This window comes from Muriicola sp. SD30, assembly GCF_041205185.1.
In the GTDB taxonomy this organism is placed as follows: domain Bacteria; phylum Bacteroidota; class Bacteroidia; order Flavobacteriales; family Flavobacteriaceae; genus Muriicola.
In genome coordinates this window covers 12,791-28,179 of record NZ_JBGEWB010000003.1, presented here as the reverse complement: position 1 = coordinate 28,179, position 15,389 = coordinate 12,791, and the positions used below count along the sequence as shown (strand labels likewise).

At 42.8% G+C, this 15,389-nt stretch carries 15 protein-coding genes; 9 read left to right on the top strand and 6 right to left on the bottom strand.

The genetic code is table 11. The features are described 5' to 3' along the window. The first annotated feature begins 24 nt into the window (after positions 1-24). From AB8P51_RS09070 to AB8P51_RS09060, 3 genes are read left to right on the top strand one after another with little or no spacing between them, the layout of a single operon-like run. Positions 25-681, top strand: coding sequence for a TrmH family RNA methyltransferase (locus AB8P51_RS09070; protein ID WP_369748511.1), 657 nt, complete (start codon positions 25-27; stop codon positions 679-681). A gap of 44 nt (positions 682-725) precedes the next feature. Beyond that, on the top strand, positions 726-1,253 hold the full coding sequence (locus tag AB8P51_RS09065; protein WP_369748510.1) for an SRPBCC family protein: 528 nt from the start codon (positions 726-728) through the stop codon (positions 1,251-1,253). 9 nt (positions 1,254-1,262) lie between these two features. After that, positions 1,263-1,643, top strand: coding sequence for a VOC family protein (locus AB8P51_RS09060; RefSeq protein ID WP_369748509.1), 381 nt, complete (start codon positions 1,263-1,265; stop codon positions 1,641-1,643). A 102-nt stretch (positions 1,644-1,745) separates the two neighbouring features. On the opposite strand, the gene AB8P51_RS09055 is transcribed toward AB8P51_RS09060, so the two are convergent. From AB8P51_RS09055 to AB8P51_RS09040, 4 genes are all read right to left on the bottom strand, one after another. Continuing rightward, the gene (locus AB8P51_RS09055) at positions 1,746-3,434 is read right to left on the bottom strand and encodes an alpha-amylase family glycosyl hydrolase (protein WP_369748507.1); all 1,689 of its coding nucleotides are present in this window, start codon (positions 3,432-3,434) and stop codon (positions 1,746-1,748) included. A 163-nt stretch (positions 3,435-3,597) separates the two neighbouring features. Beyond that, a complete protein-coding gene (locus AB8P51_RS09050) occupies positions 3,598-4,338 on the bottom strand; it encodes a carboxypeptidase-like regulatory domain-containing protein (protein ID WP_369749144.1) in 741 nt (246 codons plus the stop codon). A gap of 110 nt (positions 4,339-4,448) precedes the next feature. Beyond that, complete coding sequence (locus AB8P51_RS09045) at positions 4,449-6,215, bottom strand: DEAD/DEAH box helicase (protein ID WP_369748506.1); 1,767 nt, start codon at positions 6,213-6,215, stop codon at positions 4,449-4,451. Positions 6,216-6,395: 180 nt separating this feature from the next. After that, positions 6,396-6,974, bottom strand: coding sequence for a non-canonical purine NTP diphosphatase (locus AB8P51_RS09040; RefSeq protein WP_369748505.1), 579 nt, complete (start codon positions 6,972-6,974; stop codon positions 6,396-6,398). A 75-nt stretch (positions 6,975-7,049) separates the two neighbouring features. Here AB8P51_RS09040 and AB8P51_RS09035 point away from each other — a divergent pair, with 75 nt between their 5' ends. From AB8P51_RS09035 to AB8P51_RS09025, 3 genes are all read left to right on the top strand, one after another. After that, the gene (locus AB8P51_RS09035; RefSeq protein WP_369748504.1) at positions 7,050-7,502 is read left to right on the top strand and encodes an isoprenylcysteine carboxylmethyltransferase family protein; all 453 of its coding nucleotides are present in this window, start codon (positions 7,050-7,052) and stop codon (positions 7,500-7,502) included. 109 nt (positions 7,503-7,611) lie between these two features. Beyond that, entirely contained in the window at positions 7,612-8,223 is a 612-nt protein-coding gene (locus AB8P51_RS09030) for a SatD family protein (RefSeq protein WP_369748503.1), read from the top strand. Continuing rightward, positions 8,220-8,927 carry a DUF3307 domain-containing protein gene (locus tag AB8P51_RS09025; RefSeq protein WP_369748502.1) on the top strand — a complete coding sequence of 236 codons (708 nt, stop codon included), beginning with the start codon at positions 8,220-8,222 and terminating at the stop codon, positions 8,925-8,927. The genes AB8P51_RS09030 and AB8P51_RS09025 overlap by 4 nt, the downstream gene beginning before the upstream one ends. Here the strand turns inward: AB8P51_RS09025 and AB8P51_RS09020 are convergent. Beyond that, complete coding sequence (locus AB8P51_RS09020; RefSeq protein ID WP_369748501.1) at positions 8,924-10,882, bottom strand: glycoside hydrolase family 3 N-terminal domain-containing protein; 1,959 nt, start codon at positions 10,880-10,882, stop codon at positions 8,924-8,926. The two genes, AB8P51_RS09025 and AB8P51_RS09020, sit on opposite strands and share 4 nt — an antisense overlap. Before the next feature lie 182 nt (positions 10,883-11,064). Here AB8P51_RS09020 and serA point away from each other — a divergent pair, with 182 nt between their 5' ends. After that, positions 11,065-12,957, top strand: coding sequence for a phosphoglycerate dehydrogenase (gene serA, locus AB8P51_RS09015; RefSeq protein WP_369748500.1), 1,893 nt, complete (start codon positions 11,065-11,067; stop codon positions 12,955-12,957). Here the strand turns inward: serA and rlmH are convergent. Next, complete coding sequence (rlmH, locus tag AB8P51_RS09010; RefSeq protein WP_369748499.1) at positions 12,951-13,424, bottom strand: 23S rRNA (pseudouridine(1915)-N(3))-methyltransferase RlmH; 474 nt, start codon at positions 13,422-13,424, stop codon at positions 12,951-12,953. The genes serA and rlmH overlap by 7 nt on opposite strands. A gap of 82 nt (positions 13,425-13,506) precedes the next feature. On the opposite strand from rlmH, the gene nadC reads away from it, so the two are divergent. Further along, a complete protein-coding gene (gene nadC / locus AB8P51_RS09005) occupies positions 13,507-14,364 on the top strand; it encodes a carboxylating nicotinate-nucleotide diphosphorylase (protein ID WP_369748498.1) in 858 nt (285 codons plus the stop codon). Further along, positions 14,365-15,342 carry a YihY/virulence factor BrkB family protein gene (locus tag AB8P51_RS09000; RefSeq protein ID WP_369748497.1) on the top strand — a complete coding sequence of 326 codons (978 nt, stop codon included), beginning with the start codon at positions 14,365-14,367 and terminating at the stop codon, positions 15,340-15,342. Positions 15,343-15,389: the final 47 nt, after the last annotated feature.

Below are 15,389 nucleotides of genomic sequence, written 5' to 3'. Positions count from 1 at the left end.
ATACGTTTTTCTTATATTCGATCTATGGAGGATCCCAACCTGATCGATTATCTGGAGACCTTCGTTTCCGGTAAGCGCCTTCAGCGATTTGAGGAGGTGTTGAATTTGCGTACCAGATATATTACCGTGGTTATGGAAGATATATACCACCTCCACAATGCCAGTGCAGTTATAAGATCTGCAGATATTTTTGGAATTCAGGATGTGCACATCATCGAACAAAGATTTTCTGACAGGCTGGATAAAAAAATCGCGCTTGGGGCACAAAAATGGACCGATATTCATCGCTATGGCGGAACAAAAGAATGTATCGATAACTTAAGAGCAAAAGGATATAAGATTTTTGTGACGACACCCAGGAGTGATGCCTGTACCCTGGATCAGATCTCAGTAAACCAGAAGATGGCTTTTGTTTTCGGAGCAGAAAAAGAGGGGGTGTCAGAAAGTACCTTTGCAGCTGCTGATGAACACGTTCACATACCTATGGTGGGTTTTACCGAAAGTCTTAATGTTTCTGTTGCTGCTGCTATAGTGCTGTATCAGATGACCAAAAAATTGCGTTCCTCAGAGTATAACTGGAAACTTCAGGAGGATGAAAAAGCTAAAATCAGGCTCGAATGGATTAAGAAATCTATCAAGAATATCGACAAAATACTAGCGCGTTACCAGGAAGGGATATAGAAAGATTTTGTACCTTTCCTTGTAACTAACTAATTGATAAACATATGTATACTGCACTATATATTGTACTGGTATTGGTGGCCGTTATTCTGATACTTGCCCTTATCGCTCCCAAATCTTATGATGTGAATCGCTCTGTAGTGATTTCAAAACCCAGAAACGAAGTATTTGAATACCTCAAATACCTTAAAAATATGGACCACTGGTCTCCCTGGGCGAAGAAAGATCCCAATATGGAAAAGAAATTCACGGGAACCGATGGGGAAGTTGGTGCAATAAGTTATTGGAATGGAAATAAGGAAGTAGGAGAAGGAGAACAGGAGATCACGAATATCGTTCCGGGGGAACGTATCGATGGAGAACTTCGATTTATGAAACCCTGGAAGTCCCAATCAGACTGTTACCTTGAGCTTGAAGATACAGATGGCAACAACACGAAAGTCACATGGGGCTTTAAAGGAAAGAACAAATTTCCCATGAGTATCATGATGCTTTTTATGAGCATGGACAAGATGGTAGGGAAAGATTTTGAAGAAGGATTATCCACCCTAAAGACACAACTGGAAAAATAAAGAAATCAAATGGAATCAAATATGATTGGATGGTTTGAGATTCCGGTTATGGATATGGATCGGGCAAGGAAATTCTACGAAACAGTATTTGATATTAAAATAGAAGTTGAAAATTTCCACGGACTCAAGATGGGACTATTTCCCTTTGCCGAAGGGAAGCAGGGTGCCTCCGGAGCTTTGGTGAGTCACCCCGATTTTTACAGGCCCAGTGAATCCGAAGGTCCGTTGCTATATTTTTCAAGTAGGGATGTGAAGGAGCAGGTCGACAAAATCGAAGCAGCAGGAGGGAAGGTACTTCAACCCAAAAAGATGATCAGTGAAGATGTGGGGTATATGGCCTTGTTTGTGGATACTGAAGGCAACCGACTCGCCTTGCATTCCAGGCAGTAATTATCTCAATGGTAAGAATTAGATTCGCCTGTCTCTGTCTATGGCCATATTTTATTTTGGATTCTCTTATCAGGAATTAATTTATTTGCATCCGTAGAGTATTTATTTGGCCAGTTCCAGAAGCGCCACAGAAAATGGATTATCCAGGGTGACTTTGCCTTTCTTCACTTCTACGGTGGTCTCAGAATAAGTGTCATACAGTTGGGTTCCATCCCCGAAAAACCCTTTTACCCAAAGTGATTTTTTCCCTTTGGGCAGGTCAAGGCCAACAACCACTTTATCCTTGTAGTCACCATCCGTATAGGTTCTGCTAAAGACATAGGGTTTCTTTGCCAGCCTTTTGTGTCTGCCAGCACCAACAGCGGGATGCCGGTTTCTGAACTTGCCTAATTTTTGCCAATGTGTAAGTACTTCCCTGGTCTTCAAACTATCCAGTTCATTCCAATTCATAAAAGATCTCAGGGTGGCATCGCCTACAGTACCTTCAATAGTAAGGTCCCTAGCTGTTTCATCACCGTAATATACTTGAGAAGTCCCTGGGGTAAGCAGTAAGACATTCGCCGAATAAAATGGTTTTTCCCTTTCCTTATCAAAGGGACTTCCATCATCATGTGAGGTAAGGTAATTCATGACACTTGCTCCTTTTAATTTGGAGTGAAGCAGGGAATTGTACTTTCTAAAAATTTGCTCATAACTCTTTTGGGCATCTGTCTTGAGTTCAAAGTTGATCAGGCTATTAAATCCGTGAGCAAAATAATCTACCTTTTTATCCCCAAAATCAAACTCCCTGCCCCCTGATATACCGTAGTTATACACTTCGCCAACCATATAAAAGGGAGTATCATCCAAAACCCGGTCCTGGTGTTTCTTTTTCCAGTTTTCAAAAGCATAAGAGGCTTCTTTGTACAATTCTGCCCAGGCTTTTTCATCAGCGTGTTTCACTGTATCTACCCTGAAACCGTCAATCCCAAGGTCATTTACATAGTCGGTCAGCCATTTAATAATATAGAATCGAGGCGCTCTGGGATAGCCCGTTCTGTCAAAGAAAAGCTGTAACTCATCGAGTTCCATACTCAGTCGGCCTTCTTCCTTCCATTTGGCAAGAAGGGTATCCGGCAGATCCACAGGAGTATCTTCAGCTGTCTTGATATCCGGGAGGTTTTCAACCAGGGTGCAGGCCGTGGTGGTTTCGTAGTTTTCAAAGGTACATTTTGGTTCGGTAATCACCCATTCAGCAGGCCATGCCGGATCTTTTTCCGTTACAGGTCCTGTGTGATTTAACACTACATCCATCAGAATCCTTATACCTTTTTCATGGGCTTTCCTGACCATGATTTCAAGGTCCTTCCGGGTTCCGAAATTGGGGTCGAGTGCCGTCCAGTCCTTCGTCCAATACCCGTGGTAAGCATAAGTATTTCCTGTACCTTCGTCAGTATCTCCATGTACCTGTTCCACAACGGGGGTAAACCAAATCGCGTTGATACCCAGATCCGTAAAATATCCTTCTTCAATTTTCTGAGTTATCCCCTGGATGTCACCACCCATAAATCCTCTTAGGGGTCCTGTTTCATTGGTTCTCTCGTAGTTGATGTCGTTTTCTGGGTTTCCGTTGTTAAAACGATCTGTGAGGAGAAAATATACATTGGCAGCTTCCCAGCGAAATGGAACGACCTCTTCTTTTGTGTCAGCCGCAACCTCTTCCCGGAGGGCGGTCCTGTCTGAAGTGTCAGATTTAGGTTTACAGGAAACAATAAGGCTGACGAAACAGACTAAGGCCAGTAATTTTTTCATGAAGCAGTATTTGAGGAAGGCCCTTCGCACACATCCGAACCATAAGTAAGGCTAATCCCCGGCGGTTCTGATAGTTTATAAAGGCTTTTTTATTTTGCCTAAAACTATAAAATGATCTTGGATTAGGAAAATTTATTTATGGTACTCCATTGAAAGAATATTCCTAATTTTTCCTGTTCAGAACCTTGTATTCCTCATAACAACTACTGATGGCATCGAGAATTTGAAGATCGTTGGCGGTAGTTATAAAGGATTTGGAAAAATTACAATTGGATAGAATATCCTCAATATCCACTTTTTCAAGTTGGAGGAGTTCGGTAAGTGTTTCCCGGTCGAATTTGGAAGCCAAAAGGTCTCTGATCTCGTCATCCTCCTTAATCAGACGGAGTTTCCTCATCTGGTTGGGCCTTTTCCCAAACAGATTCCTGAGCAGGTCGGCCGGATTCAGTATGGCACCCAAAACCTTTGTCACGGCACTTGGGTTTTTGTTTCCGGCCTCATAGCTTTTGGAAAGCCCTGAAATACTGTATTGATAGGCAGTATTGATCGGCAGGTTTTTTACGTCGATTTCAAGATAGCCTGTGAGTTGATAAGGTCTTACGATCACTTCCTCAAGTGCATATGCCAGCTCGGTAAGGGCAATCTCGGTATCCATAAATTTGAACATGTCATTGGTGACCCTTATTTTTTGAGATTTAAAACCAAGATAGGAAAAATAAAGGGTGTCATTGACGGCAGCCTGAATCGTGAACTCGCCCTCCGTATTGGTAATCGTTCCTTTCACCTGATTGAGATTGACCACATGGACACTTTCCAGGGCCTCATTGGTCTGTGCATTCACCACGCGAGCTTTAAACTCCTGTAAAACTACCTCAGAGGGCGGTTCCTGAGCGAAGATCAGCATACTGCCCAAAAGGAATAAAAATGAAAAGTGTTTAATATTCAGAACCATTCTTACTATCGCGAATAAACCAAAAAAACATGTTTTATAAAGTCCTTTTAATATAGAATTAACTAATAAAAGCCATCCCGTTTTTTACTTCTTCTTTTCCCGCTTCTCTGTCCTCCGTTTTTCTTGTGGGAGCGATCTTTATAATCACCTTTTCTTTTGTCTTTGAACCTGCGCCTTCCTTTGTCCTTCCCTTTACGGCCTCCACCTTCAGGACTTTTGGACACTTCCACATTTACGAATCTGCCATCCACTTTAAAGTCCTTGAAGATATTGAGAATCTGATCTGTTAAGGCAGCATCCGTATTAAAAAAAGAAAAGCTGTCCTTCACATCCACCCGATACACATCATCCTTCCCAATACTGAGCGTATCTCTGAGGAAATCTTTTAAAGACATCCAGTCGTAACCGTCCCTTTCCCCTACATTAATAAAATAACGTACGGATCCATTGTCACTAAAGTCACCTCCCCTTGAGTCGGAAGAGGATTTACCCTGCCCGGAACTATCGCTACTATTGAGGTCTTTCACCTTACTGTAGTAAGCATAGAATCGGGTAAATTCTACGGAAACAATTTTTTTGATCAGCTCTTCTCGATCGATTCCCTCCAGAACGTCGTGTATTGCGGGAAGATAATTGTCAACGGCATTATTGATTTTGGTATCTCTTATTTTGCTGGCAAGATGATACAATTGTATTTCACAAATCTCCATACCCGATGGGATCTGTTTAGCATCAAATTTCTGTTTGATGATATTTTCAATGGTTCGGATCTTTCTCAGTTCACTTCTGGTGATAATCACCATAGAAATTCCGGATTTCCCTGCTCTACCGGTTCTTCCGCTTCTATGAGTATACGTTTCTATCTCGTCGGGAAGTTGATAATTGATAACATGAGAAATATCATCTACATCAATGCCCCTTGCAGCTACGTCTGTCGCTACCAGCATTTGAATCTGCTTTTTCCTGAAAGAGTTCATGACCAGATCGCGCTGGTTCTGACTCAGATCGCCGTGAAGGGCCCCCGCATTGTAGCCGTCCTCGATGAGTTTTTCCGCAACTCGCTGTGTATCCCGCTTTGTCCTACAAAATACTACCGAGAAAATCCCAGGATTAGCATCCGCAAGGCGTTTAAGCGCCTCGTATCGATCCCTGCCGCCTACTACATAGTATTCGTGCTGAACGGTGTCTACACCCGAATTTTTTGCTCCCACCGTAACTTCCTTGGGCTGATGCATGAACTTTTTGGCGATGGTGGCAACCTCCTTGGGCATAGTTGCTGAAAACAACCAGGTCGATTTCTCTTTAGGAGTGGTCGACAAAATGTCCTTAATGTCTTCATAAAAGCCCATATTGAGCATCTCATCAGCTTCATCGAGAATACAATAGTCTATCTTACTGATATCGATCATACCCCGACCTATCATATCTTTCATCCTTCCGGGAGTTGCTACTATGATCTGAGCACCTCTCTTGATTTGCCTGGCCTGGTCCGTTATACTCGCACCCCCGTAAATGGCCACAATATTCAGGCCTTTTACATATTTGGAATAGAGTTGCATTTCATTGGTGATCTGAAGACAGAGTTCACGTGTCGGGGATAGGATTACACCCTGAGTGGTCCTGCTTTCACTTTCAATTTTCTGAATTAAAGGAAAACCAAAGGCAGCAGTCTTCCCTGTGCCCGTCTGTGCCAAGGCAACCAGATCGGCTTCATCTTCTAATAAAATGGGAATCGTTTTTTCCTGGACTTCGGAAGGAGTTTCGAATCCGAGATCCTCAATAGCTTGCAGCAGGGCATTGTTGAGCCCCAGCGCTTTAAATGAATTCATTGTATGTTATTTTACGTAATCGCAAATATGGATGTTGCATAGAGCGATAATCGAAATAACTTTTTGATCCTCAGCGCAACACATGCTATACCAGCGGCTATAATTAAGCGGCAAAGGTACTGCTATTTATTGATTCGCAGTGCGATATGTGTTTAATTATAGTAAATGGGAATGAGCCAGTTAGCTTTGGGTTTTGAGTGACTCCAGTAATTTGGCTAATGCCCTGGCTCTGTGACTGATCTTATTCTTTTCCTGAAGCGAAAGTTCTGCAAAGGTCCGCTCGAATCCTTCCGGCTGGAAAATCGGATCATATCCAAATCCATTTGTTCCCCTGGGGGATCTGGTGATCAGGCCTTTAACTACACCCCGGAATACCCGGGTTTCATTTTCCTGACAAAGGGCGATTACCGTGGTAAACTGAGCTCTTCTGTCTTGTTGATCTTTCATCTCCTCCAGAAGTTTGGCAATATTGGCTTCTTCATTTTTCGGCTCTCCGGCATAGCGTGCAGAATACACCCCTGGCGCCCCGTTAAGAGCGACCACTTCCAGACCCGTGTCATCGGCAAAGCAGGAAAGTCCAAATTTATTCTGAACAAAGGAGGCTTTGATAATTGCATTGCCCTCCAGAGTGGATGCTGTTTCTGAAATTTCTTCAACACAGCCTATATCACTCAAGGTCCTGAGTTCTATATGGGGGGGTAATTCCGGGAGAATTTCCTTTGCTTTGTTCAGGTTATGGGTGGCAAATACCAATTCCATTGAATAGTTATATCTATTGATTGATCAGAATGCGGCCAAAAATAGTAATTTTGAATTCCTCAAGGAATTCACGCTATGAAAATAAAGCTGCCGCCCGCAATCATTTTTTTACTTACCGGCTTACTGATGTACCTCCTGGCTACTTTCCTTCCTGTGGGCTATTTTGATTTCTTTGGCCGGCGCCTTTTGATGAAGGTCCTTGCTTCTTTGGGGGTGGTCATAGCTTTTATAGCCATATTTCAGTTCCTCAAAGCTCGTACAACGGCCGACCCTATAAACCCTTCAAAGGCAAATAAACTTGTGACCGGCGGGTTGTATTCCTTTTCAAGGAACCCTATGTACCTGGCCATGTTGCTTATTCTTTTGGCCTGGGGTTTAGCCCTGGGAAATGCTTTTAACACGCTTTTGGCTGCAGGTTTTGTTTCTGTGATGAACAGATTCCAGATAAAGCGTGAAGAGGTCGCGCTTCTGGAGAAATTCGGAAAGGATTACGCTCAGTACTGTATAAAAGTAAGACGCTGGTTTTAAAAAACTTCGCTTCTTTTGTATAGGGGTTTACAATAAAGTATTCTACTTATAGTTTAATATATTAGCACATATACTTATAATTTAATATATTAGCTTTTAAACTAATAATATGATAGCAATTGTAACGGGCGATATTGTAAATTCAGGACAATATTCCTCGGCAGCCTGGTTGCCAGCTCTGAAAGAAGTCCTGTCAGAGAAAGGACAACAACCGGAAGCGTGGGATATTTATAGGGGCGATGAATTTCAATTTAAAACTGCAGTCAATGAAGCACTGGAGGAGGCTATTCTTATAAAATCCGTTATAAAATCTCATAAAAACCTCGATGTAAGGGTGGCCATTGGAATAGGGGAAGAGTCGTATTCCGGAGGCAGGATCACGGAGGCCAACGGAACAGCCTACCTGCATTCTGGCAGGCTACTGGAGGAGTTAAAATCCGGGAAGCAAACCTTGGCTATCCGCAGCGGCCTGAAAGAAAAGGATGAAGTTTGTAACCTGCTGCTCCGCATGGCCCTGAGCTTTATGGATGAATGGACGACGGTTTCGGCTGAAACTATTGCATGGACCCTGAGAAATCCCGGGGCTTCACAACAGCAAATGGCTGAATTCTTCAACATTCAGCAATCTGCCGTAAGCCAGCGACAAAAAAGAGCCCGGACAGATCTGGTTATTGATTTGCTGGTATTTTATAAAGAAACATTTAAAGAATTGATCAGATGATTCTATTTATTAAACTCCTTCTGGCTCACCTCCTGGGTGACTTCCTCTTTCAACCCACCAAGTGGGTCATCCATAAGTCGGCTCACAAAATTGGCTCCCACTATTTGTACTTTCATGTTTTGATCCACTTCGTTCTGGTACTGCTGCTACTTGGTAATTACACCCATTGGCGCATCGCCCTTGTGATCGCCCTTTCACATTTTGTGATCGATCTCGGAAAGTTGTATTCAGAACCGCGATTTAAGAATAGAAGTGTTCCCTTTTTTATCGACCAGTTTTTACATATCATGATACTCTTCGGATGTGCCTATTACGGTAATATTATTGGGCAAATCGACTATCTAATAGGACTCATCGACTGGGGATTGGTGACTGCAATTTTCTTTCTTACGTTTCCATCGGCTATCCTGATGAATGTTTTGCTGGAGAAAATGTCCAAGCAGATCTCCCTTGATCACAAGTCGCTGCCTAATGCCGGAAAATATATAGGTATGATAGAACGCCTTTTCGTTCTGGTATTTATAATTACCGGAAGGTGGGAAGGCATAGGACTTTTAATTACTGCTAAATCAGTATTTCGATTTAACGACCTGAAGGAAAGTAATAGCCGGAAGCTGACAGAATACATCCTGATCGGTACGCTGCTCAGTTTTGGCCTTGCTATCATTACCGGCCTGATTTACCTTTCTTTTGGATTTTCTTAGTACTCCAAACCATACCCGTAGGGATATAAGGGATTTTCAGAGTCCCGGGGTACGTCTTCTTTCTGTTTGAGGACGGCTTCCCAACTCGATGGCAATTCGAAAGGTAGTTTCCCCTGCGGTTTCATTTTACCAAAGAGCAGTTGTGCGAGGATTTCATCACTCGTTCCAAATTCAGCCATCACCGCGCTGCTCAAAGCATCAATTTCAGTAATGATTGCCGGTCTTTCCAGATTGACAATAGTGATGGAAGGTTTTTGGGTGATGAGGTTTAGGATTTCCTCGGATTCTTCCTCAGTAAAATACAACCTGCCCTGATGAAAAAAGCTCTCAATAAAGGAATCTGACCTGGGTTCAAACGGAGTTGCCAGGCGCTTCACTATCACATCAGCATCTTCCGGAGAATTTACCAGGTATCCATAGTTTTCCAGAAAATGGGTCTCTTTTATCCCTTCGGCGTAGATTTTGGTGCCTTCGGTAAGGGGTAACAGATCTTTATTCTTAAGCAAGATGGTCGATTTCGCCTGGGCCAGTTTTCCTTGTTCCCTGAACTCTGCCTTGCCTGCAATTTTCACAGCCTTGTTTTCATCCACATAGGGATCGTCAAATAGACCCAAAGTAAATTTATCCCTCAAAACTCTTTTTACCGAGGTGTCGAGTCGTTCTATACTTATTCCTCCTTCCTTTACCAGATCAACGATTACTTCAGGGATGCTTTCACCTCCAAATTGGTCACAGCCTGCATCAATGACCTTTTTAACTCGTTCTTTTACACTCAGGTGCTCAACACCCCAGGCCCTTCCTTCAGATATCCGGGAATCTGTAATAATATTCCAGTCGGTGCAGACCACCCCCTGAAAATTCAGGGAATCACGCAGCAAACCTGTAATAATATCTTTGTTAAAACCGAAAGCCACATTTTCACTGGTCTGGTCCATCGGAATACCATAATACGGCATTATCTGAGCAGTATTTGCAGGGAAAGCACCTTCGGTAAAGGGAATAAGATGGTAGTCAAAATTATCTCCCGGATACACCTGTTCTTTCCCATAAGGAAAATGAGCATCCTCCCCGTCTTTTTGTGGGCCTCCGCCCGAAAAATGCTTTGTCATACATGCAACGCTGCTATGGTGAAGCGTATCGCCCTGAAATCCGAGTATATAAGCTTTGGTCATCATCGCTGACAGCTGGGCGTCTTCTCCAAAAGTGCCATTGGTCCTTGCCCATCGCGGTTCAGTGGCCAGGTCGGCCATCGGATGGAGCGCAAGGCGTATACCTACTGCCAGGTATTCCTGTCTGGCAATGTCGCCAAACTTCTTTGCCAGGACCGTATCGCGGGTGGCGGCAAGCCCCAGAGAGGTAGGCCATTGTGAAAAAGCCGGCGTGTAAAGGGCTGCACCAGGATTATTTTCCGTACCATGTCTCGGATCGGTTGCAATGGTAATGGGTATTCCCAGGCGGGTCTTCTCTGCCATCTTTTGAATCTCGTTATTGTATTTGGCCAGGGCATCGGCATCGGGCGATGTCAGGATATTAACACTATTTATTTTCTTTTTTACGATCAATTCCGAATTGGACGGGAGGTACATAGACATCATAGTAATCAGGGGGTCTAAAGACAACACAGGGGTTTCCAGGGGCTCACCGTCAGGAGTGGTGCCAATCATTGTCACAAAAAGCAAGCCCGCCTTCTCTTCCAGGGTCATTTGATTTACCAAATCCTCTACACGCTCCTCAACTGTATGTTCAGGATTTTCATAGATATCGACCTGCCCATTTTTATTCAGGTCCCTTATCGGCTGACCTCCTATATTAAGTACGGTAGCTTCAGGACCTAAGAGCGCCAAGTTGGCTCTGGAATCCATTTTCATTTTCAAATAGATCACCCCATACGCAAGTAAGAGTATTACAACAAGAGAGAGGAAAATCAGTTTTAAGGCCTTTAATATTTTTTTCATAAATCCATACTGTTGTTCAAATCGGTCACGCCCGGAAAGAATTAATATTTCACAACAAAGTCCATAAAAATAAGAGAATATTTTATCATTACAGGCCTTAAAACAGTGATCTCGTACTTTTAACACGATTTCATGTTTCCATCTTCAATTATTTCTACTTTTGCATCTTTGAACACCTTTATATGATCACAGTGGCGAGGAAGTATGTTTTTGATTTTGATAGTACGTTAACCCGGGTGGAAGCACTTGATGTTTTAGCTGAAATGACCCTGAGCAACCGCGAAGACAGGGATGAGGTCATCAAAGAGATTCAACACATTACCAATTTGGGGATCGACGGGGATATTTCCTTTACAGAGTCCCTGGAAAGGAGAATCAGGCTGTTACAGGCAAATAAAAAACATCTTGATCCTCTTGTGGAAGAGCTTAGAAAAAAGATTTCCAAATCGATTGCTTCCAACAAGGAATTTTTTGAAAAGTATTCTGAGGATATCTATGTGATTTCCTGTGGTTTTAAAGAGTTTATAGACCCTATCGTTGAGGAGTACAATATTCCATCAGACCGGGTTTACGCCAATACATTCACTTTTGACGAGGATGGAAATATAACCGGATTTGACGAGGAGAATGTGCTGGCCAGCCATAACGGGAAGATCGCCTGTTTAAAAGAACTGAACCTCGAAGGGGAAGTCCAGGTTATTGGTGACGGGTATAGTGATTATGTAATGAGGGAGGCAGGAATCGCTCACAAATTTTTTGCCTATACAGAGAACGTACATAGGGAAAAAGCAGCGTCGAACGCTGATCATGTGGCGCCTAATCTGGATGAATTCCTTTTTGTAAATGACCTCCCACGTAACCTCTCTTATCCCAAAAACCGGATCAAAATACTTTTGCTTGAAAACGTACATCCAGTTGCCTTTGACAATCTTTCGGAAGATGGTTTTTCTGTGGAGTTAATAGATCGTGGCCTTACGGAAGAAGAATTGATCGAGAAGATCAAAGGAGTGCATGTACTTGGGATACGATCTAAGACCCAAATCACCCCAAGGGTACTCGATGCTGCCAATAAACTCCTGGTTATCGGGGCCTTTTGTATTGGAACAACACAAATCGACCTCAATTACTGTCTGAAAAAGGGAGTAGTGGTCTTTAATGCACCTTACAGCAATACCCGGTCTGTAGTTGAAATGGCTATAGGGCAGATCATTATGCTGATGCGGAACATATTCCCCCGAAGTGTGGAAATCCATAATGGGCAATGGAATAAGACTGCATCAAATTCCACTGAAGTCAGAGGAAAGAATCTGGGGATCGTAGGATATGGAAATATTGGCAAACAGCTCTCCGTCCTGGCGGAAGCCATGGGGATGAGGGTATATTATTATGACTTGGAGGATCGTTTGGCCCTGGGGAATGCGAAAAGATGTAATACCCTTGAAGACCTGCTCAATGTATCAGATGTGGTATCCCTGCATATTGATGATAATAAGGCGAATAAGAATTTCATCGGTGACCGGGAATTACACCAGATGCGTGACGGAGCCTATCTCATTAACCTCTCAAGGGGTTTTGTCGTGGATATTCCTGCCCTTGTTAAAGCGTTAAAGGAAAAGAAACTAGCCGGAGCTGCCATTGATGTTTTTCCTGAGGAGCCCAGAAAAAATGGCGCTTTTAAAACTCCTTTACAAGGATTACCTAACGTAATCCTTACCCCTCATATAGGCGGGAGTACCCAGGAGGCCCAGATGAATATTGCGGATTTTGTGCCGAACAAGATCATGGATTATATCAATACAGGAAATACGAAAGATGCGTTGAATTTCCCCAACATCCGGTTACCTAAACAGAATAATGCCCACCGTTTCCTGCATATCCACAGAAACCTGCCTGGTGTAATGGCAAGGATAAATGAGGTTCTTGCATCTTATGAAATGAACATTTCAGGGCAGTATCTTTCTACAAATGATGACCTGGGATATGTAATTACGGATCTCGACAAGGATTACAACAGAGATGTAATCAAAGCCCTGAAAAAGGTTGAACATACCATCAAGTTCAGAGTGCTTTATTGATGATGATAAGACTCGTTTCGTAAGATTGTAAAAGCGCGGTATAGTTGTTCGGTGAAAAATAGTCGGATCATCTGATGAGAAAAAGTCATACGTGAAAGACTGATTCTCTTTTTTGCCCTTCCGTACACCTCCTCACTGAAACCATAAGGTCCGCCAATAACAAAAACTACTTGCCTTATTCCTGCATTCATATACTTCTGCAATTCCTTCGCAAAGCCAACAGAACTGAAGGTGCTACCATTCTCATCAAGTAATAATAAGGTGTCAGAAGGTTCAATACGTGCGAGGATAGCCTGTCCTTCCAGCTGTTTTTGTTCTGTAATCGATCTATTTTTGGTTCCTTTTAGTGAGGGGATCACTTCCAGCTGAAACCTGATATAGTGAGCTAATCTTTTTTGATAATCCTCTATCAGAGATTGCAAATCCCGATCGTCTGTTTTGCCTACAACCAACAGTTTAATTTTCATAACCCAAAGGTAAAATTTTCAACAGATTCAGATTCTTGGATGGCATTTGTTTTTAGTAATTTTAGCTCTTTAAAATAAACATATGATTTCGGAAGAAGCTTTGGCCGAGGAAATAGAACAGATCATTAAGAACGGAATCAGGGAAGATTTAGGGGATGGTGATCATAGTTCGCTGGCCTGTATTCCTTCAGATGCAAAGGGAAAGGCAAAGTTGCTGGTAAAGGAGGAGTGTGTGATCGCTGGCGTAGAATTTGCCCGCCAGGTATTTAACTATGTTGATAAGGATCTGAAAATAGAACTAAAAGTACCCGATGGGCAAGCTGTTATGTACGGGGATGTGGTTTTTTATGTTAGCGGATCATCTCAAAGCATACTGAAAGCAGAACGATTGGTTTTAAACGCCATGCAGCGGATGAGTGCCATTGCGACAAAAACGGCAAAATTTGTGGCTTTGCTTGAAGGGACAAAGACTAAAATTCTCGATACAAGAAAAACAACCCCGGGAATCAGGGCCATCGAAAAATGGGCCGTAAGGATTGGCGGGGGCGAAAATCATCGCTTTGCACTCTACGATATGATCATGCTGAAAGATAATCATATCGATTTTGCAGGGGGAATTACCAAGGCGATTGAACTCACTCAGGCCTATTTACGGGATCACCAGAAAGACCTTAAGATCATTGTAGAGGCCAGAAACCTTAAGGAAGTAGAAGAAATACTTAGATCGGATGGCATTTACCGCATTTTACTTGATAATTTCAGTTTTGAGGATACCAGAAAGGCGGTAGAAATAATTGGTAACAGATGCCTGACAGAATCCTCAGGAGGAATCAATGAACAGACCATCCGAAAATACGCGGAATGCGGGGTGGACTACATTTCTTCGGGAGCCTTAACACATTCAGTTAGTAATAAAGACCTCAGCCTTAAAGCCGTATAGATGTCGAAGGAAATTGAGGAAAAACTGGAAAATATACCTGTGATCAATTGGCTGGTTGCACTGCTTAAAAAGATCAGACTGATTGGCCTGGAGGGTCTTTCCCTTTACGATCTCATGGAGATGTACATCAGGGGAATTGTGGAGGGAGCACTCTCTACAAGAGCCAGTTCCATTGCTTTCAGCTTATTTATGGCCCTGTTTCCACTTCTCATATTTCTCGTTACCCTTATTCCATTTGTGATTCCCCTTGTCAGCGTTGGAAGTCAGGATTTTGACACTCAGTTCCTCAGATTTCTCGAATCTTTCCTTCCTACAGCAACCGGCGAGTATTTCGGGGAAATCTATACCCAGATTAAGGATCAGAAACAAGGCGGACTTCTTTCCTCGGCATTTGTCCTTTCCATCTTCTTAATGACCAATGGGGTAAGTGCAATCTTTGGAGGCTTTGAAACCTCCTATCATATTAACCTGACACGCAATTTTTTTAAACAGTATGCCTATGCCCTTATGGTCGGAATTATTCTGTCCCTCCTCCTTATCGTAGGTGCCATTGCATTCGTTTACTTCGAGTACTCCCTGGAGTACTTAAATGTCTGGGCCGCAGAATCGAGTGGAGTGGCCATGGATCCTAATGAGCTTGTTGGTGCCCGGGCTGGAAAAATCCTTTTCTTTGCCGTCCTTTCATATTTTACTACGGCCATTCTTTATTACTTCGGGACAAGGGAAGGAAAACAGGCACGTTTTTTTTCTTACGGAGCACTAATGACTACCTTACTCATCCTGCTTACTTCATATTTATTTGGGGTGTATATTGAAAAGTTTGCGCGTTATAATGAACTCTACGGTGCTCTGGGAGGGCTCTTAATATTAATGGTTTATATCTGGTTGAATTCAAATATTCTGCTCCTGGGCTTTGAGTTGAATGCAACATTGAACAGGCTCAGACAAAATGTAAGTGCAAAAGCAAATGATGAATAAAACACTTACACTGTCATTTATATTTTCTACTCTGATGTCAGAGCTCA

Coding starts and splice junctions, on each gene's coding strand:
- AB8P51_RS09070 (WP_369748511.1), top strand. CDS start 25: ATGGAGGATCCCAACCTGATCGATTATCTGGAGACCTTCGTTTCCGGT.
- AB8P51_RS09065 (WP_369748510.1), top strand. CDS start 726: ATGTATACTGCACTATATATTGTACTGGTATTGGTGGCCGTTATTCTG.
- AB8P51_RS09060 (WP_369748509.1), top strand. CDS start 1,263: ATGGAATCAAATATGATTGGATGGTTTGAGATTCCGGTTATGGATATG.
- AB8P51_RS09055 (WP_369748507.1), bottom strand. CDS start 3,434: ATGAAAAAATTACTGGCCTTAGTCTGTTTCGTCAGCCTTATTGTTTCC.
- AB8P51_RS09050 (WP_369749144.1), bottom strand. CDS start 4,338: ATGCTGATCTTCGCTCAGGAACCGCCCTCTGAGGTAGTTTTACAGGAG.
- AB8P51_RS09045 (WP_369748506.1), bottom strand. CDS start 6,215: ATGAATTCATTTAAAGCGCTGGGGCTCAACAATGCCCTGCTGCAAGCT.
- AB8P51_RS09040 (WP_369748505.1), bottom strand. CDS start 6,974: ATGGAATTGGTATTTGCCACCCATAACCTGAACAAAGCAAAGGAAATT.
- AB8P51_RS09035 (WP_369748504.1), top strand. CDS start 7,050: ATGAAAATAAAGCTGCCGCCCGCAATCATTTTTTTACTTACCGGCTTA.
- AB8P51_RS09030 (WP_369748503.1), top strand. CDS start 7,612: ATGATAGCAATTGTAACGGGCGATATTGTAAATTCAGGACAATATTCC.
- AB8P51_RS09025 (WP_369748502.1), top strand. CDS start 8,220: ATGATTCTATTTATTAAACTCCTTCTGGCTCACCTCCTGGGTGACTTC.
- AB8P51_RS09020 (WP_369748501.1), bottom strand. CDS start 10,882: ATGAAAAAAATATTAAAGGCCTTAAAACTGATTTTCCTCTCTCTTGTT.
- serA (WP_369748500.1), top strand. CDS start 11,065: ATGATCACAGTGGCGAGGAAGTATGTTTTTGATTTTGATAGTACGTTA.
- rlmH (WP_369748499.1), bottom strand. CDS start 13,424: ATGAAAATTAAACTGTTGGTTGTAGGCAAAACAGACGATCGGGATTTG.
- nadC (WP_369748498.1), top strand. CDS start 13,507: ATGATTTCGGAAGAAGCTTTGGCCGAGGAAATAGAACAGATCATTAAG.
- AB8P51_RS09000 (WP_369748497.1), top strand. CDS start 14,365: ATGTCGAAGGAAATTGAGGAAAAACTGGAAAATATACCTGTGATCAAT.